At 64.4% G+C, this 19,087-nt stretch carries 24 protein-coding genes; 22 read left to right on the plus strand and 2 right to left on the minus strand.

Going from position 1 to position 19,087, the window contains the following annotated elements; all coding sequences use genetic code 11:
* The first annotated feature begins 418 nt into the window (after positions 1–418).
* From NLM33_RS13800 to NLM33_RS13835, 8 genes are all read left to right on the plus strand, one after another.
* The gene (locus NLM33_RS13800; protein WP_254096587.1) at positions 419–790 is read left to right on the plus strand and encodes an HNH endonuclease; all 372 of its coding nucleotides are present in this window, start codon (positions 419–421) and stop codon (positions 788–790) included.
* Position 791: 1 nt separating this feature from the next.
* Positions 792–1,229, plus strand: coding sequence for a hypothetical protein (locus NLM33_RS13805; RefSeq protein WP_254096588.1), 438 nt, complete (start codon positions 792–794; stop codon positions 1,227–1,229).
* 92 nt (positions 1,230–1,321) lie between these two features.
* Positions 1,322–2,380 carry a phage major capsid protein gene (locus tag NLM33_RS13810; protein WP_254096589.1) on the plus strand — a complete coding sequence of 353 codons (1,059 nt, stop codon included), beginning with the start codon at positions 1,322–1,324 and terminating at the stop codon, positions 2,378–2,380.
* A 2-nt stretch (positions 2,381–2,382) separates the two neighbouring features.
* Positions 2,383–3,552, plus strand: coding sequence for a hypothetical protein (locus NLM33_RS13815; protein WP_254096590.1), 1,170 nt, complete (start codon positions 2,383–2,385; stop codon positions 3,550–3,552).
* Positions 3,553–3,570: 18 nt separating this feature from the next.
* The gene (locus NLM33_RS13820; RefSeq protein ID WP_254096591.1) at positions 3,571–4,053 is read left to right on the plus strand and encodes an HNH endonuclease; all 483 of its coding nucleotides are present in this window, start codon (positions 3,571–3,573) and stop codon (positions 4,051–4,053) included.
* Positions 4,053–6,179 carry a phage major capsid protein gene (locus tag NLM33_RS13825; protein ID WP_254096592.1) on the plus strand — a complete coding sequence of 709 codons (2,127 nt, stop codon included), beginning with the start codon at positions 4,053–4,055 and terminating at the stop codon, positions 6,177–6,179. The genes NLM33_RS13820 and NLM33_RS13825 overlap by 1 nt, the downstream gene beginning before the upstream one ends.
* Positions 6,180–6,242: 63 nt before the next feature.
* Positions 6,243–6,533, plus strand: a complete 291-nt coding sequence (locus tag NLM33_RS13830) for a hypothetical protein (RefSeq protein ID WP_254096593.1) — start codon at positions 6,243–6,245, stop codon at positions 6,531–6,533.
* Between the two features lie 6 nt (positions 6,534–6,539).
* Positions 6,540–7,940: a phage portal protein gene (locus tag NLM33_RS13835; RefSeq protein ID WP_254096594.1), complete on the plus strand. Its 1,401-nt coding sequence runs from the start codon at positions 6,540–6,542 to the stop codon at positions 7,938–7,940.
* 97 nt (positions 7,941–8,037) lie between these two features.
* Here NLM33_RS13835 and NLM33_RS13840 read toward each other — a convergent pair whose 3' ends face one another.
* The gene (locus NLM33_RS13840; protein ID WP_254096595.1) at positions 8,038–8,901 is read right to left on the minus strand and encodes a hypothetical protein; all 864 of its coding nucleotides are present in this window, start codon (positions 8,899–8,901) and stop codon (positions 8,038–8,040) included.
* A 93-nt stretch (positions 8,902–8,994) separates the two neighbouring features.
* On the opposite strand from NLM33_RS13840, the gene NLM33_RS13845 reads away from it, so the two are divergent.
* Genes NLM33_RS13845 through NLM33_RS13870 form a run of 6 tightly spaced genes read left to right on the plus strand, consistent with a single transcriptional unit; the run spans position 8,995 to position 11,695 of the window.
* Positions 8,995–9,345, plus strand: coding sequence for a hypothetical protein (locus tag NLM33_RS13845; RefSeq protein ID WP_254096596.1), 351 nt, complete (start codon positions 8,995–8,997; stop codon positions 9,343–9,345).
* On the plus strand, positions 9,338–9,991 hold the full coding sequence (locus tag NLM33_RS13850) for a hypothetical protein (protein ID WP_254096597.1): 654 nt from the start codon (positions 9,338–9,340) through the stop codon (positions 9,989–9,991). Before NLM33_RS13845 ends, NLM33_RS13850 begins: the two co-directional genes overlap by 8 nt.
* Positions 9,984–10,376, plus strand: a complete 393-nt coding sequence (locus NLM33_RS13855) for a hypothetical protein (protein WP_254096598.1) — start codon at positions 9,984–9,986, stop codon at positions 10,374–10,376. Before NLM33_RS13850 ends, NLM33_RS13855 begins: the two co-directional genes overlap by 8 nt.
* Entirely contained in the window at positions 10,367–10,723 is a 357-nt protein-coding gene (locus NLM33_RS13860; protein ID WP_254096599.1) for a hypothetical protein, read from the plus strand. The genes NLM33_RS13855 and NLM33_RS13860 overlap by 10 nt, the downstream gene beginning before the upstream one ends.
* Positions 10,723–11,409 carry a hypothetical protein gene (locus tag NLM33_RS13865; protein WP_254096600.1) on the plus strand — a complete coding sequence of 229 codons (687 nt, stop codon included), beginning with the start codon at positions 10,723–10,725 and terminating at the stop codon, positions 11,407–11,409. Before NLM33_RS13860 ends, NLM33_RS13865 begins: the two co-directional genes overlap by 1 nt.
* A 37-nt stretch (positions 11,410–11,446) precedes the next feature.
* Positions 11,447–11,695 (plus strand): hypothetical protein, encoded by a 249-nt coding sequence (locus NLM33_RS13870; protein ID WP_254096601.1) that lies wholly within the window; start codon positions 11,447–11,449, stop codon positions 11,693–11,695.
* Here NLM33_RS13870 and NLM33_RS13875 read toward each other — a convergent pair.
* Positions 11,692–12,207, minus strand: a complete 516-nt coding sequence (locus NLM33_RS13875; RefSeq protein ID WP_254096602.1) for an NUMOD3 domain-containing DNA-binding protein — start codon at positions 12,205–12,207, stop codon at positions 11,692–11,694. The genes NLM33_RS13870 and NLM33_RS13875 overlap by 4 nt on opposite strands.
* Positions 12,208–12,244: 37 nt before the next feature.
* Here NLM33_RS13875 and NLM33_RS13880 point away from each other — a divergent pair, with 37 nt between their 5' ends.
* The 8 genes from NLM33_RS13880 (at position 12,245) to NLM33_RS13910 (ending at position 19,087) form a co-directional block, all read left to right on the plus strand.
* Entirely contained in the window at positions 12,245–13,738 is a 1,494-nt protein-coding gene (locus NLM33_RS13880) for a phage tail sheath C-terminal domain-containing protein (RefSeq protein WP_254096603.1), read from the plus strand.
* Positions 13,739–13,910: 172 nt separating this feature from the next.
* On the plus strand, positions 13,911–14,111 hold the full coding sequence (locus NLM33_RS13885) for a hypothetical protein (RefSeq protein WP_254096604.1): 201 nt from the start codon (positions 13,911–13,913) through the stop codon (positions 14,109–14,111).
* 50 nt (positions 14,112–14,161) lie between these two features.
* The gene (locus NLM33_RS49615) at positions 14,162–14,383 is read left to right on the plus strand and encodes an HNH endonuclease (protein ID WP_371930116.1); all 222 of its coding nucleotides are present in this window, start codon (positions 14,162–14,164) and stop codon (positions 14,381–14,383) included.
* Positions 14,359–14,727: a phage tail tube protein gene (locus tag NLM33_RS13890; RefSeq protein ID WP_254096605.1), complete on the plus strand. Its 369-nt coding sequence runs from the start codon at positions 14,359–14,361 to the stop codon at positions 14,725–14,727. The genes NLM33_RS49615 and NLM33_RS13890 overlap by 25 nt, the downstream gene beginning before the upstream one ends.
* Positions 14,724–15,179 (plus strand): phage tail assembly protein, encoded by a 456-nt coding sequence (locus tag NLM33_RS13895; RefSeq protein WP_254096606.1) that lies wholly within the window; start codon positions 14,724–14,726, stop codon positions 15,177–15,179. Before NLM33_RS13890 ends, NLM33_RS13895 begins: the two co-directional genes overlap by 4 nt.
* 160 nt (positions 15,180–15,339) lie before the next feature.
* Positions 15,340–17,865 (plus strand): CHAP domain-containing protein, encoded by a 2,526-nt coding sequence (locus NLM33_RS13900; protein WP_254106195.1) that lies wholly within the window; start codon positions 15,340–15,342, stop codon positions 17,863–17,865.
* Positions 17,862–18,422, plus strand: coding sequence for a DNA circularization N-terminal domain-containing protein (locus tag NLM33_RS13905; RefSeq protein ID WP_254096607.1), 561 nt, complete (start codon positions 17,862–17,864; stop codon positions 18,420–18,422). The genes NLM33_RS13900 and NLM33_RS13905 overlap by 4 nt, the downstream gene beginning before the upstream one ends.
* Positions 18,419–19,087 carry a hypothetical protein gene (locus NLM33_RS13910; RefSeq protein ID WP_254096608.1) on the plus strand — a complete coding sequence of 223 codons (669 nt, stop codon included), beginning with the start codon at positions 18,419–18,421 and terminating at the stop codon, positions 19,085–19,087. Before NLM33_RS13905 ends, NLM33_RS13910 begins: the two co-directional genes overlap by 4 nt.

Raw genomic sequence — 19,087 nt, forward strand, 5'->3', positions numbered from 1 at the left:
GGCGACTTGTCGTTCGAGCCGAGGTCGGTAGCACACGCGGAGGCATTTGTTGGCTCTGCGATTGCGATTGCGGAGAGCAGATCGAAGCGACGGCCTGTCATCTTCGACATGGCACGCACTCGTGTGGCTGCCTAAAAAGGGAACGTGCGACGACTATTGGACGCCAACAGCGTCCCCGGCACGGACATGCTGGTCGTGGTCGAAAGACGCGGGCATACCATAGCTGGGAAGCGATGATCCAGCGATGCACGAACCCCAGCACGAAGGCCTTCAAGAACTACGGCGGACGCGGCATTACAATCTGCGATCGGTGGAGGCAGAGCTTCGAAGCCTTCCTGGCCGACATGGGCGAGCCGCCCGGTGGCCATACGCTCGACAGAAAGAACAATGACGGCTGCTACGAGCTTGACAATAGCCGTTGGGCAACGCGAGCCTCGCAGAATTTAAATCAGCGGCCACGAGCGGCGCTGATCGGATGAGCACGCCCAGCAGCGAGTGGAAGCACTTCTACGACACCGGTTTTTGGCAGCGCCGCCGCAAGCTGCAGCTTAAGGCGCATCCGCTGTGCAAATTCTGCCTGGATCGCGGCGTCGTTGCCGTCGCGACCGTTGCCGACCACGTCGAGCCGCACAAGGGCGACTGGAACAAGTTTGCGCTCGGTCCGCTGCAGTCGCTTTGTGCCGACTGCCACAACTCGACTAAGCGGTACGTCGAGCTGCGCGGATATCGCAACGATGTCGACGAAGACGGCTGGCCGACCGATCCGAACCACCCGGCGAACAGGAAATGACATGCCGCTTCTGCGATGGCGTGCGGAGCACGGTGAGGCTCCAATTGTCACGCTGGCTTGCGCGCGGAACGTCGAACTCTCGCCAGGGGACGGCAGCGTCGGGTCGAACACCGTCTACATCAAAGGCGAAGGCACCATCGAGTCCTTCGGCAACGCTCCCCCCGGCGACATCGACCCGCAGGGACGAAAGTGGGGCCTCGCCATCTCCAAGACGGTCTTCTTCGACGCCGGGATCATCCTGAAGCAGTCGGACCGCATCGCGACGCTAAGTGAGCGGGATCGCGTGATGCTGACGCCTTCTGTCGGCATCTATCGCTGCAACGGCGGCAGCAACTGGGGCGAGGTCTTCTTCGCCGCCTCCGGGGCTGCGGAGGTCTCGCGTCGCCTCGACGCAATCGATGAGCGGCTCGCCGCGATCGAGCGGCAGCTCAAGAAATAAACCCCGAGATGGGCGGCGATTGACTGCTCTGGCGCGACCGCGCGCCGGACGCCGCCCGCGCGGGCTTCCTTCTCCGAAAAAGGAAAGACCCAATGAAGCACGAGAGCCAGAGCGCGTTCCGCCGCGAACCGCGCGAGCCGGTCGTGGGCGGCAATCTGTTCACGCGCTCGCTCACTGCGAGGACGCTTGCGCGCCTGCGGCGCAGCAAGGCCGCCGATGTTGCTGCCGAGCTGTGGCCGAACGACCGCTCCCTGGAGCATTTGCTGACGCGGGCCGCGTCCAACCCGGCGATGGTTTCCGTCCCCGGATGGGCCGCCGAACTGTCGCAGCGCTATGTCAGCGATGCGATCCAGGCGCTGGGGCCTGCATCGTCTGCGGCGCAGATTTTGCGCAAATGCCTGGTTCTCTCGTTCGACGGCTACGGCAGCATCAGCGCACCGGGCTTCGTCGCCGAATACGGCAACGCTGGCTTCGTCGCGGAAGGCCAGCCGATCCCGGTGCGTCAGCTGACGACGACGCCTGCTGTGCTGGACCCGCACAAGCTCGCCGCCATTGCCGTGCTTACGCGGGAAATGCTGGAGTCATCCAACGCAGAAGCACTGATTTCGGACGCGCTCGTGAAGGCGGCGGGCCGCATGATGGACGAGGTGCTGTTCGACGCCAATCCGGCTGCCGCCAACCGGCCTGCCGGTTTGCGCTACGGCGTGGCCGCGCTTCCCGTGAGCACCGCCTCCGATGGGTTCGAGGCCGTCTTCGAAGACGTTGCAGCGCTCATCAACTCGCTGGCTCCGGTCGGCGGCAACGGTCCCTACATCCTCGTGGGGGCTCCCGGTCGCGCTGTGATGATGGGGGCGCGCTTCGCCGAGCGCAGCGACGTGGACCTTTCAATTTTCGGCTCGAACGCGGTGGTCAACGACCTGCTGGCGATTGCGCCAGCCGCCCTGGTCGCTGCGATCAGTCCAGAACCCGAGATTGAGACCGTCAATGCGGCAACTCTGGTGATGGACACCGCGCCTGGAGCGGCGGGCACCATGGGGCCGGAAAAGGAGATTTGGCAAACCGACAGCATCGCCATCAAGGTCCGGTGGCCGGTGTCATGGGCTTTGCGTGATCCGCGCGCCTTCGCCTGGACGACGCCGACCTGGAAGTAGCGATGCGAGATGGTCTGAGCGCTTTCGGCGACGATCTGCCCGAACTCGATCCGGTCATTTTCCACGAGCCGACCGAGTACGGCTGGCGCGGCTTGACCGCGCAGGGCGAGGTGCTGGAAGTCAAGAGCGGCAACGGCGTGCCGGACTCGATCATCGTCGCGCGTGCTGGCAAGCCGATCGGCCGCCGCGCGGTCACAAACGACGTGCCAGTCGATATCGACCGCTACCTTGCGCATTTCAATCGCGTGGTCGCGCTCTATCGCGACAACCAGATCGACGAGGCGCTGATAGAGTCGGACGCGACGTTGAAGGCCGCGCCGACGCTTCGCGCCAGGTTCAATCGCGCGATGGTGCTGCTCGCGGCTGGCCGCTGGGCCGAGGGTCTCGACGAATATTGGCGCTGCGAGCAGGAAGCGCCGTTCATGCGGGCCCAGGTGCGCGAGGCGCTGGACCGTGGCCTGCGCCCCTGGCGCGGCGAAGATGTGCGCGGCAAGCGGCTGCTGGTGCTGCACGCGCACGGCTTCGGCGACACCATCATGATGCTGCGGTATCTGCCGAAGCTGCTTGCGATGGGTGCTGACGTTGCACTGGACATGCCGCCTGAGCTGCAACGGCTGACGCGGCGTTGGCCCTCAGCCGATGACTGCGACTATTTCTGCCCCATCCTGCACCTGCTGCACTTCCTGCGCGTCACGCCCGACAGCGTCGATGGCAGCCCGTACATGGCGATCGAGGCCGATCTGATCAGGCGCGTGCGGCTGGCACGGAATGGCCGCTATCGGATCGGCATCGCCTGGTCGATCGGCAAGCCGAGCCATGGCGATTATCCGCGCGAGATACCGCTCGGCGAACTGATCGCAGCGCTGGGCGATGCCGAATTGCACAGCGTCCAGGTTCAGAACGCTGATGAAGCGCGGGCCCTGGGCGTCCACGTCCATGAGTTCTCGGACTTCGCCGATTGCGCGGCGCTGATGATGCAGATGGACGAGATTGTCAGCGTCGATACGGCGGCGCTGCACCTGGCCGGAGCGATCGGGCATCCGCGCGTAACCGCGCTGCTCTCGTATTGGGCCAGCTGGCGTTGGCTCGCGCCCTGGTACGCCGACATGCGGCTGTGCCGTCAGGCCGCGGCAGGCGACTGGGCGAGCGCGCTCGCCGCTCTGCGCCGCTAACTCTTCGAAAGGATCGTCATGCCGAAGCCAACAGCCTCGCGGCTGCGGGCATTGCTGCGCTACGACCCGTCCACGGGAGTGTTCACCTGGCGCGTTGACGGTCGAGGGTGTTACCAGCGCAAGGGCGCAAGGGCCGGAACGATCAACAGCAAAGGCTATCGGCAAATCTGCATCGATGGAGCGATCCATCTCTGCGGTCGGCTCGCCGTGCTTTGGATGACGGGCCGCTGGCCCATCGAACTTGTCGATCACCACAACCGCGTCAAGGACGATGATCGCTGGAGCAATCTGCGCGACGCCGACTATTCGCAGAATGGCGCGAACAGCCTAGCGCGAAAGGGCTGCAAGGGCGTCGTCCGCGCGCGGGGCAAGTACGAAGCGCGCATCAAGGTCAATTACCGAACGATCTATCTCGGCCGCTTCAATCGGCCAGAGGACGCGCATGCCGCCTATTTCGCCGCCGCCGAAAAGCACTTCGGTCAATTCGCGAGGAGGGCCTGATGGACGAGCGCGTCAAGCAGGACATCGAGCCGGATGACGGTGAAACTTATGAAGATTGGATGGATAGGTGCCTCGACGAACTCGGCGACGAGGACGCCTGCCAGCTGATCTGGGACAACGAGGGCGATGACGACGAGTGCGCTGCGACCGGCATCAAGCACAAGACGCGCGCGGGCCAGCTCACCGGCCTCGAGTTCGTCCTCTCGGACGAAACGCCGGACCGCATGGACGATGTCATTCTCAGCGACGGCTGGGACCTGAAGAACTTCAAGCGCAACCCGATTGCGCTGTTCAATCACAAGAGCGACTTCCCGATCGGGAAGTGGAGCAACCTGCGCGTCGAGAACAAGCAGCTCCGGGGTCAGCTTGAGATGGCCCCGTTCGGCACGTCCGAGCGCATCGATGAAATCAGGAAGCTGATCGACGCGGGCATCCTGCGCGCCGTCAGCGTCGGCTTCAGACCGCTCGAAAGCAAGCAGCGCGAAGGCAGCGACTGGGGCGTGACCTTCGTTCGAAGCGAGCTGGTCGAGACGTCGCTGGTCGCAGTGCCAGCCAATCCAAACGCCTTGGCCGTGGCCAAGTCGCTGAACATCTCCCCGCAAACGATGGACCTCCTGTTCGCCAAGCACGGCAGCATAGACGCGAGGACCAGACGTCGCGGGATCACTGGCGAGCAAGCCAAGACATCTCGTAATCGAAAGGGCAGCGCCATGTCTGGCCTGGCTCAACGCATTACCGACTTGGAGGCGCAGATCGTCGCCAAGCGGGACCTCCTCGAAGCCCATCTCGCCAAGATGGACGACAGCAACGTCAGCGACGCCGACCTGGAGATGACCAGCAGGTTCAATTCCGACATCGCCCAGCTCGAAAAGACCCGCTCGGCGCTGGTCGACTCCGAGAAGCTGCTGGCGAAGTCCTCGGCCGACGGCAACGGCGCAAGCCGCAGCCGCTCGCTCTCGACGACCGTGATCACGGGCGCGGATCGCGAGCGCATCGCCGCTCCCGCGATCATCGTCAATCGCAAGAAGGACCTCGATCTGCTCGACTACATCGTGCGCGGCGCCACGGTGGCGGTGATCGCCAGGGTGACCAACAAGTCGGTCGAGGAGACGCGGCAGCGCATCTACGGCGACGACGAAGGCACCAAGGCCATCGTCGAGATCGTCACCCGCGCGGCTTCGGCCCCGGCGATGACCACCGTCACCGGCTGGGCGCAGGAACTGGCGCAGACGACCTATGCCGATCTGATGCCGCTCCTGATGCCGAAGGCGATCCTGACCCGCCTTGCGCCGAAAGGCCTGACGTTGGACTTCGGCACCTCTGGCCGCATCGTCATCCCGACCCGCTCGCGCACGCCGTCGCTGGCTGGCTCGTTCGTCGGCGAAGGCATGGCGATCCCCGTTCGGCAGGGTGCGTTCACCTCGCAGACGCTTACGCCGAAGAAGATGGCCGTGATCTCGACCTGGACACGGGAGATGGGCGACCATTCCGTTCCCGCGATTGAGGGCCTGATCCGCCAGGCGATCCAGGAGGACACCAGCGTCGCCGTCGACTCGGTCCTGATCGACGCCAACCCGGCGACCACGATCAGGCCCGCTGGCCTGCTCAGCGGCGTGGCGGCGACCGGCGCGACGGCGGGCGGTGGCATCGCGGCGCTGGTCGGCGACATTACCGCGCTGATCAACTCCATCAGCACGGCGACCTACGGCAACGTGCGCAATCTGGTCTGGCTCGCCAACCAGACCGACTTGCTGCGGGCCTCGCTGCTCTCGGCGGCCAACATCGGCATCTTCCCGTTCAAGGCAGAGATCGCCGCCGGTTCGCTGAACGGCATCCCGATCATCGACAGCGCCACGGTCGCTCCGAAGACCCTGATGCTGGTCGATGCTGCCGACTTCGCCGTCGTCGGCGGCGAGGCTCCGCGCATGGAGATGAGCGACCAAGCCACGCTGCATATGGAGGACACCAACCCGACCGATCTGGTCGCTGGGTCGCCTGGCACGGTGGCCTCGCCGCAGCGCTCGCTGTTCCAGACGGACTCGCTCGCTCTGCGCATGGTGATGCCGCTCAACTGGGTCCAGCGCCGGGCAGGCACCGTCGCCTGGACGCAGAACGTCACCTGGTGACCAGCGCTGACCGTGCGCTGTCTTGAGCAGCGCACGGCCATCCCCAACGAGGAGGATTTCCCCATGACGACCAAACTTGCAGACGATCCGCAGACCGAGGCCGCTAAGAAAGCGGTCGCAGACGAGAAGAAGGCCAGCGACAAGTCGCGTACCGAGTTTGCCGAGCGCACCAAGGGCAAGCCGACGCCGACGCAGGAGGAGAATGATCTCGCGATGTGCGGCGCGCATATCCTTGAGCACGAGGACGATGGCAGCGGTCCCGACCCGCACCAGGCCAAGGTCCTTGAGGCCGAGAAGCCGAGCGCGCGGCCTGCCGGGAACTACCAGACCAGGTCGGCGCATCGCAGCGAGTGACCGGGTGTGGGAGACTGGCTGTCGCGCGTTGCCAATCGGCTGATCGGAAAGACCGAGGGCGAATACCATCCCGGCCCATGGTATTTGCCGATCACGGGCGGCTGGATTCCCGCTGGCGTGGGCGATTATCTGAACTGGTGGCAGAAGGGTTACGACCTTATCGGGCTGTCAGCGCAATCGGCCATGGTCGAGGCCTGCGTCTCGGCCTATGCGCAAACCGTCGCCATGTGCCCCGGCGATCACTGGCGGCTCAACAGCAAGGGCGGGCGTGACCGGGTCAAGAACTCGGCGCTCGCCCGTTTGCTGCGTCATCCCAACGACTATCAGTCGATCAGTGATTTCCTGCTGAATGCGACGCGGGCGCTGTACCTCGACGGCAACTGCTATGCGCTGGCGCTGCGGAACGACCGCTACGAGGTCGACGAGCTGCACCTGATGAAGTCGGAGCAGTCGTTTCCGCGCATCGCGGTCGGCGGCGAAATCTTCTACCAGTTGCACGGTAACGACGTGATCTCGGCGCGGCTCGGTGAGTCCACGGTCCTGGTGCCGATGCGTGACGTGTTGCATATCCGGCTGCACACGCTGAAGCACCGCTATCCGGTGCCGCTGATCGGCGAGAGCCCGATCGTCGCCGCCTATGGCGACATCGGCGTCGGCAACGCCATCGCGCGGCAGCAGCAGTCCTTTTACATGAACGAGGCGCGGCCCTCGGCGGTGCTGTCCACCGACCTGGTGCTGGACAAGGACCAGGTCCAGGCGCTGCGCGACCGCTGGAACGACCAGGCCAAGGGCCTGCACCAGGGCGGCACCCCGATCCTGACGGCGGGGCTGAAGGTCCAGCCCTGGTCAGTCGCCGGCAGGGACGCGGCGACCGCCGAGATGCTCAAGCTGACGAACGAGCACATCGCGCTCGCCTTCCGCATCCCGCTGCAGATCCTCGGTCTCGGCGGCGCAGCCTACGGCTCGACCGAACTGCTGATGCAAAGCTGGATCGCTTCGGGCCTCGGCTTCTGCCTCAACCACATCGAGGAAGCCTTCGGCGTGCTGTTCGGGTTGAAAGGCCAGCCCGACGAATATGTCGAGTTCGATACGGCGGCATTGCTGCGGTCGGCGATGAAGGATCGCATCGAAGCGCTGGCGCGCGGGGTCCAAGGCGGCATCTTCGCGCCCAACGAGGCCCGTCAGCAAGAGGGCCTCGATGCTGTCGCGTTCGGCGACGAGCCGCGCGTGCAGCAGCAAGTCGTCCCGTTGAGCGCAGCGGGCAAAATCCCGGCATCGCCTGCGCCGCCATCGGCTCCACCGGCACCGCTCCCGTCCGAAAAAGGCAATCGCGATGACATTCAACGGGAAGTCAGAAACCTATTTAGACTCACCGAGCACATCGGACGGCGGCGACTTGCTCCTTGACGCCTGGCGCGAGGCCCTGGCTCAGGTGCTGGAGGCCCAGCAGTGGCAATGGCAGCGCGAGCGCGCCCTCATCGAGGCGCAAGCCGCAGCGACCGTTTCAGAGTTCAGGGCCCACGTCTCGGAGCTGAAGGCCCAGCTCGCGACGCTGCGCGGCGAGTTCGCTGAGCTGATCAATGCGCGCCTGGCCGAACTGCGGAACGGCGCGGATGGCGCAGCGGGTGAGCCTGGACCTCCAGGCCTGCCTGGCCTTCCCGGCGAGAAAGGCGAACCAGGCGAGCGAGGTCTGCAGGGCGAGCGTGGACCAGAGGGCGGGCTCGGCGAGCGCGGCGATCCCGGTGAGCCCGGGCTGCAAGGTGAGCGCGGGCTTGACGGTGCCCCCGGCGAGCGCGGCGAGAAAGGCGATCCAGGCGAACGCGGCGATCCCGGCGAGCCCGGGCCGCAAGGTGAGCACGGGCTTGACGGTGCCCCCGGGGAACGCGGCGAGAAAGGCGATCCAGGTGAGCGCGGCGATCCCGGCGAGCCTGGGCCGCAAGGTGAGCACGGGCTTGACGGTGCCCCCGGGGAACGCGGCGAGAAAGGCGATCCAGGCGAGCGCGGCGATCCAGGTGAGCCCGGGCTGCAAGGTGAGCGCGGGCTTGACGGTACCCCCGGGGAACGCGGCGAGAAAGGTGATCCCGGCAAGCGCGGCGATCCAGGTGAGCCGGGGCCACAAGGCGAGCCCGGAGAACAGGGCGAGCGAGGACACGATGGCGCGCAAGGCGAAAAAGGCGATCCCGGCGAAAAAGGCCAGGCAGGCGGCGAAGGCCCCCAAGGCGAACCCGGTCCGCGCGGCGAGCAAGGCGAGCGTGGCGAAAAGGGCGAGCCCGGTCAGGACGGCAAGAACGGCGCGCCGGGGGAGCTGAAGTGCGCGAGCCCGTTTGCCGAGGGCTCCGTCCACTATGAGGGCGATATCGTCACGCACCACGGCTCGACCTACCAGGCCAGGTGCGACACCGCTCGCGCACCGCCACATTCCGATTGGTCCTGCATCGCGGCTGCGGGCCGTAACGCCACCATGCCGATAATCTGCGGCACCTATCGCGAAGGCGAGACGTACAAGTTCCTGAACATCGTGGCGCTCAACGGCTCCGCGTTCGTCGCGCGCTGCGATGATCCGGGACCGTGCCCAGGCGACGGCTGGCAGCTGATCGCCTCGGCGGGTCGCCAGGGCAAGCCGGGGCCGAAAGGCGAGCGCGGCGAGCCTGGTCCGCGCGGACTGCCCGGAACGAACGCTGCGGCCATCGTTCGGTGGGAAGTCAACCGCGCGGCCTACACCATCACACCCGTCATGTCGGATGGCAGCCAGGCCGCGCCGATCAACGTCCGCGCGCTGTTCGAGCAGTATCACGAGGAAAGCGATGGCTGACATCAGCGTCAACGTGATCACGCCAGCCGCCAGCTACGACCTGGCGTCGCTCGACGAGATCAAGGCGCTGATCGGCATTGCGTCGACTGACACCAGCGAAGATGACCTGTTGCAGATGTGGATCACGACCTATTCCGACATCATCGCAACGACGTGCCGCCGGGTCTTTGCCAAGGAAACGGTCCTCGAAACCTGGCGCGGTGACACCAAGCCGTTCGATACCGACAATGGGCGGGTCTTTCTCACACACTATCCGGTCGCTGATGGCGACATCCAGTCTGTCACCGGACCCGATGGCGCGGACCTTAGCGGCACCTACGAGTTGGAGAACGCCAGCGGCAAGCTGCAGTTTTTCAACACGTCCTGGAGCGAGCCGATCCGCATCACCTACACGGGCGGCTATGAGCTGCCCGACGAAGCGCCGCCCGCGCTCAAGCAGGCGCTGGCGTTGCTGGTTCAGAGCGCGCGGGTGTGGCAATCGCGCTCGATGACGGCGGGCGTGCGCTCGATCTCGCATCGCGAGTCGCGTGTGCAGTTTTTCGACGTGAACCAGGCGCTGGAGAAGATGGGCGGCCCAGGGCCGCTCGGCATGGCGGCCGGAATGGTTGAGCCGCTGCTGTCGGCGTACATGCGCTACTATGTTTGAGATCAAGGTCGAAGGCGTCAGCGAACTGCTGAAAAACTTCGACACGTTCGGCAAACAACTCGACGAGCTTCATAAGCAGGCGCCCGAGGAGCTGGTCGACTGGCAGCGCACCGACATGCGCCGCAAGTATCCGAACATCACCGTCAGCCAGGACCAGGACGAGACGACATCGGAAACCGACATCTGGCCGCGCTCGCGAAACGAGCAGCCCGGAAGCGGCTTCCGCAGGCCCAGGCGGCCGGCGCTCGCAGCGCCGAAGCAGTATCGCGCGAAGGGCGCGGGCCGCGCGCCGCCGTCGACGCGCCCGATCCTGCGCACAGAGCTGTTCACCAAGCTGGTTGACCGGATGACGAGGCTTCTGACCGAGGCGATGAAATGGCCGTGAACCTGGACGTGCTCTTGCAGTCGCCCATCTTCGATTTCTGGGCGGTTGATTGCACGTTCGTCCCGCTGAAGTCGCAGCCGTCTGCAGGCAGCTATCCGGGGCGCGGCATCCTCAACACCTATTCGACCGACGTGACCGCGCTCGACGGCTCGCTGTACTCCGACCAGCGCACTATCCTCGACATCCGCGAGAGTGAGTTCGCGGCGCTGCCGATGCAGAACGATCACGTCATCATCCCGGTCGACTGCAACAATGTGCCGAAGGGCGAGTACCAGATCGTCGATGCGGTCAGCGATGGCGGCGGACAGACCATGCTGACCATCCGCAAGTACGAAACGGTCATGTGATGGGCGTTACCGACACGCAGAGCTATTCGCACGTCATCCGGAACGTGTTCTTCGATGCGGTGTCGGCCGACCCCTTCTTTGCGAGCTACACCTGTCGCAAAAACAAGATGCTGGTCGCTCGGCCCGAGTACCTGCCTTATCTCGGCGTCTACGTCCTCGAGGAGACGATGCTACCCGACGGCGACGGCAACGCTGGCGAGGTACGCTTCATCCATGCGCTGCGCATCGGTTTCTCGGTCCTGATGGCCAACAACGACCAGGACGCGCTGGAGGCGCAGCTCGACGCTGCCTGCTGGCGGATCATGAACCGGCTGTGGCTGGACGAGTACATCATGAACCTGCTGGACACGATGAACCCGAACACCGGGAAGCAGAACCCCGATAACACCAGGATCGAGAGCATCGAGCGCGGCGTGCGCCGCTATGTCTGGGGCAATTCGGCGTTCAACAACGAAACCCCAGTCGGCGAGGTGCAATACGACATCACCTGCCGCCACCGCACCTATTGGTCGCCGGTCATCCCGGACGATCTGCTGACCATCGAGATGCAAACCGGCATCAAGCCAGGCGACACCCAGGACGAGATGGGTCAGCGGCAGCAGCTGCACGCTGTCTATCAGTTCGACCCATCAAGCTTCAGCGCGAAGCGGGAGTTCAAGCAAAGGAGCAAGGGCTATGGCCGTTAGCAAGGCATCGCTGCGCGGGCTGCGCATGAACGAGCGAATGGAAAAGATGCGGGAGGCCAACAAGGCGGCACAGAAAACCGTCCGCGTGACACCCGCGAACCACATCATGCGTCGGCTGTTGAAGCACCCGCACGCTGGCGGCTTCCCCAAGGAAGGCGGTGCGGAGTGGCCGGATGATCGCTTCACGAAGCGCCGGATCGCGGATGGCGACATCACGCGCGAGGACGACGCGCCCAAAGACCGAAGTCGATCCCATCGAAGGCAAGAAGATAGCAGCGCCGCCTAATAGTGTCGGCGCGCTATGCTTATCTTCCGCTTTGTTTCTTCTGAGTGATGGCGGCCAGACATCGCGTTGTGTTTGCCATCGCGCCGGATTGCTTCGAATGCCTTCTTGACGGCCTGTTGGGTGCGCTTGCGCTCTGAGTGGTCGGAATAGCGCCGCAAGGCAGCTTGCCGAATCTTCTCGCGATGCTCTGGCGATTTCGCGACTCCGCGCAAACCGCGACCGTCGGTGAAGCCGCCTCGGCCACGATTCCAGCCGATGCCAGGGCGCGGTCGCAGCTCTGCTGCGTAAGCCAAACACTCAGCCTTCGATGCTTCGAGCAGCATCTTGACCTGAAAACCAGCAGGCAGGCGACGGCTTCGCCGATGGGCATAGAGCCGGCGCTTCAAACAGCTCGTCACTCCAACCCAACCGTGAAGCCACGGTGAATTGCAGCTGTCGTCGTGCAGACAATACACCATCCACTGAGGAGATAGGGCCATGCCAATTTCGTTCGCAAATGTGCCATCGAACATTAAGGTCCCATTGTATTGGGTCGAAGTGGACCCTTCTATGGCGGGCCTGCCGACGATCAACCTGCGCGCTCTGCTGGTCGGCGTCGCGAAAGGCGGCACGGCCGAGCCTGATATTGCGGTGCCCATCGGCAGCCAGGCCCAGGCTGATGCACAATTCGGCGAAGGCTCCGAGCTGGCGCGGATGTTCAAGGCTTTCTTCGCGAACAACTTCGCCAACGAGATCTGGGGCCTGCCGATGACCGAGCCGACCGGCTCAATGGCGGCCACTGGCGATATCGTCATCACGACCGCGCCGACCGAAGCTGGCACGATCCATCTCTACGTCGCGGGCGATTATGTCCCCGTCAACGTGCTGACGACCGACACGCCGACGGCGATTGCCCAGGTGATTGCCGATGCGATCAACGCCGACACCGGGCTGCCGGTCACGGCGGCGGCGGTGACGGGCACTGTGACGCTCACCTCGGTCTTCAAGAGCATCAACGCCAACGAGATCAACGTCTCGATGAACTATTACGGCTCGATTGGCGGCCAGCAGACGCCGGTCGGCCTCGGTATCACCTTGCCCGCGACCGGCTTCCTGACCGGCGGCACCGGCACGCCCCCGTTCACCACCGCGATCACCAATCTTGGCGATGAGCCGTTCGAGTACGTTGCGATGCCGTACACCGACAGCAATTCGCTGTTCGAGTGGGACCAGGAATACGGCTTCACCGACCAGGGCCGCTGGGGCTGGCGGCGCGAGCTGTTCGGCCATGTCATCTCGGCCAAGCGCGGCACCTATGCCGCGCTGCTCACATTCGGCGACACCATGAACAGCGGCGTCGAGTCCATCATGGGGTTCGAGGTCGCTTCCCCGTCGCCGTCCTTCGAATGGGCGGCGGCCTATACGGCCAAGACGCAGCGGGCCTTCATCAACGACCCGGCGCGACCGCTGCAGGCGTTGTCGCTCAACCAGATCAAGGCCGCGCCGATCCACCAGCGGTTCGATTTCGTGGAGCTGAACTCGCTCGCATCGAACGGCATCGCGATCCAGAAGATTGGCGCGGACGGCCAGCCGATGATCGCCCGAGAGCAGACGACCTACCAGCTGAACCTTTATGGCCAGCCGGACGATGCTTACGAGCTGATGACCACGCTGGCGACGCTGGCGAAGCTGCTGCGCAACCAGAAGCAGGCGATCACCTCGAAATTCCCGCGGCACAAGCTCGCCAACGACGGCACCAAGTTCGGCCCAGGCCAGGCCATCGTCACCCCCGGCATCATCAAGGCCGAGCTGATCAACCAGTATCAGCAGGATATGTACGACGGCCTGGTCGAGGACCTGGTCAACTTCAAGCGCAACCTCCAGGTCGAGCGCGACCCGAACGACCCGAACCGGGTCAACGTGCTGTACCCGCCCGACCTCATCAACCAGCTGCGCATCTTCGCGGTGCTTGCGCAGTTCAGGCTGCAGTACGACCGCGGCATCGACACCCAGATCATCGGCCAGCCGCAGCCGCCGTTCAACGCGGCGTCGGGCGCGTCCTGACCGGTGGCACCAATCCGACTGCGGCTTCTCGGTCAATGCAATAAATGCAGGACAATTTATCCGGAAGAAACGGATGATTTTTTTCCACGGCATACACGGCGTGGCCGACTGGAGTTGCGCGCGACATGCAAGGCATGCGCCTCTGGGCAGAGCCAGAGTTACGGCGAGGCGCATGCAGACAAAATCAGGGAATACAATCGAAACCGGGCCACCCGTCCCGAATATCGCGCAACGATGCAGCGTGCTCAGCGCCGATTTCGTGCCAAGCCGGGGTTCAAAGAAATTGAAAGAGCGCGCTATCGGCGCGCTACGCAAACGGCTGAAGGCCAAGTTAGGTTTCGTGTCAAAAACAGCCGCCGCCGCGCACGCATAAGAGGTTCTGCGCGGCATCATACAGCTGCTGCTGTCCTGCAGGCGTTCGAAGTGCAGGATGGACACTGCTTCTATTGCGCGGCAGATCTGTCAGCAACGGCTTGGACGGTCGATCACCTCATCCCTCTCATACGCGGCGGCAGCGATGGTCCAGAGAACATCGTGGTCGCTTGCCCATCCTGCAATTTTCGGAAGGCCGATCGCACTCCAGAGGAGTTTGCGGCTGGCATATCTCATAGGAGGAAAATGTGGCGCAAAGGATTGCTGGTATAGCGTTCCTCACTGTCGATGGGACGCAATTGGCGCTGCGCGGCAACTTCACCGTCAGCCCGTCACCGGTCGAGCGCACCATGATCGCAGGCCAAGACGGCGTGCACGGCTATCAGGAGCTGCCGCGCGTGCCGTACATCGAGGGCGATCTCTCGACGTTGCCGGGTTTCTATTTGGAGGACTTGCTCGCCGAGACCGATGTCACCGTCGTCGCCCAGCTTGCCAATAACATGCAGTACATCCTCACGGGCGGGACCTGCAAAGGCGGCTTCGAGAACAACACGCGCGATGGCCAGGTGCGCGTGCGCTGGGAGGGCATCACCTGCCAGGAGGTTAGCCTCGCATGAACGTAGCGCCGAAACGAGAAGGCTTCGTCGACGGGAGGCCCACGCCGAAGGTCATTGACGCCGAACCGCTGCCGCAGTCAGAAGCCAAGCCGTCGCGCGCGATGCCGCCGCCCGAGGTCGAGCCGTCGCCCGCCGAGCAGCCGCCGATGTGGCAGGATGAATGGCCGCTCAAGGTCAAGCTGATCAACAAGCCCATTCACAACAACAAGGGCGAAAAGATCACGGAGCTGGTCTTGCGGGAGCCCCGCGCGGGCGACATCAACCGCTACGGCAATCCGGTGCGCATCAACCAGGACGGCGACGTGGTCTGGGACGAGCGCAAGATGACCTACATGATCGCGGCGCTCTCGGACATCCTCGCGCCGTTCATCGAGGACATGCATCCTCGCGACTGGAATACGGTGGCGATGAAGCTCCGAAATTTTTTTCTGCCCGATCCACGGGCCTGGTAGGCGACGAGGACGAGATCATCCTCGACTGCTACCGCCTGGCCCGCTGGTACCACGTCAGCCCCGAAGTTTTCCTGTCGATGCCGTTTAGCGACGTGCGCATCCACCTTGAGCGCACCGCCACGCTGGATCGCAGGCAGCAACCCCCGAAAGACGACGACTGATGCCCACGGAGCAAGAGGAGCTGAAGCTTATCGTCTCGCTGGTCGATAACGCTTCGCCTGGCCTCGACAAGATCGTCGAAAAAACCAAGGAGATGGGTGGGCCGCAGGTCAAGGAAGCCCACGAGAAGATGCGGCGTGGGACCGAGGAGCTGAGCAAAGCCTTCAAGGAAATGACAGGCGGCTTCGGCGAAGCTTTCAAGGCGCTGGGCTCATTCCGGGGCGGTCTGGTCGCTGGTGCTGGCGGCCTGGCGCTGTTCGGCGTCGAGATGACCAGGCAGGTCGCCGAGATGAAGAAGTGGGCCGAGGAGCTGCGCGGCATCAGCCAGGCGGCAAAATCCATCGGCGTCGATCCCGCCTCGATGAAAAATATCATCAGCCAATTCGAGGCTGTCGGGGTCAGCGCGGACCAGACGCAAGCCAATCTCGGTAAGATGGCCGAGGCGGTTGCCGACTTCAACCGCCAGGGCAGCGCGCTGCGCCGCGAACTGCTGCACATGGCGGGACCGACGCCAGAGGCGCAGGCGAATATGCGCGAATTCCTCGACAAGGTCGTCCGCGCCAGGACCGAGGAAGAGCGATACAACGCGGTCGCCGAGGCCCGCAACAACGTCCTGAAGAACGCGCTGGCCAACGGCTACACGCTCCAGGAAGCGACTAATCGTGCGAACGCATTCGCCTCGCACTTTTGGGACAAGACGATGGAGGCGAAGGAACGCCTCAACCAGCTGTCGGCGGAAGAGCAGCGCATCCAGAACGAGCGGATCGCCAAGGCGCGCGAGTTCGCCAACATCACGGGCGACATCGCTTCCGAATGGGCCGACATCATCGAGGAGCTGAAAGCGCCGTTCCTCGACCCCGCGATCAAAGCGGCAAAGGTGTTCCTGGAGGTCAGCAAGGAAATCCACGAGTGGCTGAAGAAGAACTACGAGCTGGCGAAGCCTGACGAGGCCAAAAAGTCGATCCAGGACACGTTCGGCAAATTCCGTGGACCGCTGCAGCTCGGCACGCCGCAGGCCGAGGAGCAGAAGAAGACCACCGAAGAAAACACCGAGGCCCAGAAGCAGCTGAAGCAGTCGAACGATCAGCTCATCGACGCGCTGAAGCAGCAGGGCTACTCGCCGATGAGCTATACGGGCGGCGGCGTCGGCCGCAATCCGTTTCTGCAGAACGCGAGCTTTACCACGGGTGGGCCGCGGGGCTTCAGCTACGGCGGCGGTGGTGGTTATGGTCCGTTCGGCGGCGGGCGCGGCTTCGGTGGCGGTGGTGGTGGCGGCGGCAACAGCAGTTACGGCGGCGGCGGCTCGGGCGGCTATGGCGGCGGCGGTGGTGCGCCGTATGGCAGCGACACGGGCGGCGAGACGGGCGGCCCTCAGAGCGGTCCCGCAGGCGATCCCAGCGTGCCGTCCGACATCCTGGCCAAGGCGCGTTCGGTCGCGCTGCACGGCGGCCCGCGCGCTGTCGAGCAGTTCATGGCCAGCCAGGGCTATCCCAAGCAGGGCAGCTGGTGCGGCGAGTTCGCGGCGTCCGTCGTCAAGTCGGTCGGCGGCACGCCACCAAAGGGCGCGGCCATCGCATCGAATTGGCGCAATTGGGGCACCCCGGTCGCACCGGGAGACGTGCAACCTGGCGACATCGCGGTCGCGGATCGCGGCGTGCGAACCGGAGCGACGGGTAGCCACGTCACTATCGTTGAGGACATCAACCGGAAGGCCGGGACCTTCACCGGCCTCGGTGGCAACCAGGGGCGCGGGTTCGAGTCGCAGTTTGCGCTGAAGGGCTACAGCTTCCGTCGCTCGACCGGCGAACCGCCGAACGGGCAGACTGCAGGTCCCGGCACGGGCGCAGGCGCTGGCGGCACGCCAGCAACAGCGGACGGAGCCAAGGGCGCGGGCGGCGACCAGCGCGCCGCGATGATGGCAGAGGTCAACCAGGACCCTGCCACGAAGCAATTGCTCTATCGGATGATGCGTTCCGAGGGCGGCGGCGCTCCCACGGTCGAGGCGCTGTTCAATCGCACGCAGATGATCCGGCAGAAGGTGCCGGGCTACAAGATCGGCGACGAATTGCGGAGCGGCTTCTATGGCCCGATCAACCGGGGCCAAACTGGCGGCCCTCTCAGCGAGAACGAGCGGGCGAAATACGACAAAACGCTGGGCGAAGTGGTTGGCGGCAGCGACTACATCCAAGGCCGCACCAATCAAGGCATGGCGTCCGATCCCGGCGCGGGTCTTCCGGGTCGCGTGCCGGTGCCGGGCTCACATGAGGTCTACAATTATTGGGAAGGCCGACGCAAAGGCGTCAACTTCTCAGTCGCCGACAGCGCGCGGTTTGCACGCGAGCGGCTCGATAGCCGGATGGCTGCGGCCAACAAGGTCGAGGGCTCGGGCAAGATCAGCGTCGACGTGAACGCGCCGAAGGGCACCAAGGTCGACGCCCAGGGCGGCGGCATCTTCAAGGACGTTGAGATCAATCGGCAAACCCAGATGGAGCGCGCGAGAAGCGGGCCCGAGACGATATCGATATGAGCACCATTTTCGAGATCACGCCGAACAAGCCGAGCTGGCGCGACGACTGGGTTCGCGCGACCTACAACAACGCGCCCTTCCATTGCGAGGCCAACAGCCGCGAGAGCGGGCGGCGCATTGTCGAACATCAATTTCCGAAGAAGGAATATCCCTATGCCGAGGACATGGGGCGCATGGCGCGCGAGTTCACCATCCGCGCCTATTGCATCGTCTACGCCCGCGACGATGACGATCTGTTTCGCACCGACTATCGCAAGGTGCGCGACCGGCTGATCGATGCGCTGGAAACTGAAGGCCCAGGCATTCTGCAGCTCTCGACGCAGCCGCCGCAGACCGTGGTGGTGGCGAAATATCGGATGACGGAGGAAGAGCGCTTCGGCGGCTTTTGCACGTTTGACATCACTTTCCTCGAGTACGGCACCGACCCGCTGTTCGATCCCGGCCAAGAGGACACCCAGGCAACCGTCGCGAACGCCTCGCAGGCCGTGCGCGACCAGGTGCAGCGCACGCTTGCGCCGCCGTCTCCGTCCATCGGCACAGGAGCGATTGAGGTATGAAGCGGACCGACGCGAACGAGGCTGCGCCGCTCGTTGACCGCATGCTGGCGCATTTGCTGTCGTTCGTTCCAGCCAAGGGGCGTCCCGGCATCGATGCGAGGACCGCCATCGGCGACACGCGGGCGAACGCATACAAGCTGCTGATCGGCGATGCGATGGGGCCGCCCCTCGACAACTGTTTCGACCAGGCTTGCCAGGCAGGCGTCAGCTGGCAGCAGCTCGAAAAGGTGCGCAGCCAGATCGTCCAGGAGAAGCCGGTTTCGCTTGGCGCGGTGCTACTCCAGAACGCTGGCATCCGCCTCTGCCTGGCGACGGAGGCGCACATCATCGCGGGGATGGCCTTCGTCAGCCGCCAGCAGGTCGATGCGATCAAGGCTGCGCTGTTTCAGCCGTTCATGGACAGCGAGGAGGTTGCCGCCGACGACATGGATCAGATGACCTTCCAGTCGCTGATCACGCTGCACGGGGCGATCAGCAATCATCTCGTGCAGACCGCGCTGCCGCTGCCGCGCATGCTCAACTATCAATTTTCCAAGCCGCTGCCGAGCCTGGTCATGGCGTACAAGCTTTATAGCGATGCATCGCGCGCCGACGAGCTACGCGACGAGAACAAGATCGTGCATCCCGCCTTCTGCCCGATGCTCGGCGAAGCCTTGTCGGCGTGA

Source organism: Bradyrhizobium sp. CCGUVB1N3 (assembly GCF_024199925.1).
Classification (GTDB): domain Bacteria; phylum Pseudomonadota; class Alphaproteobacteria; order Rhizobiales; family Xanthobacteraceae; genus Bradyrhizobium.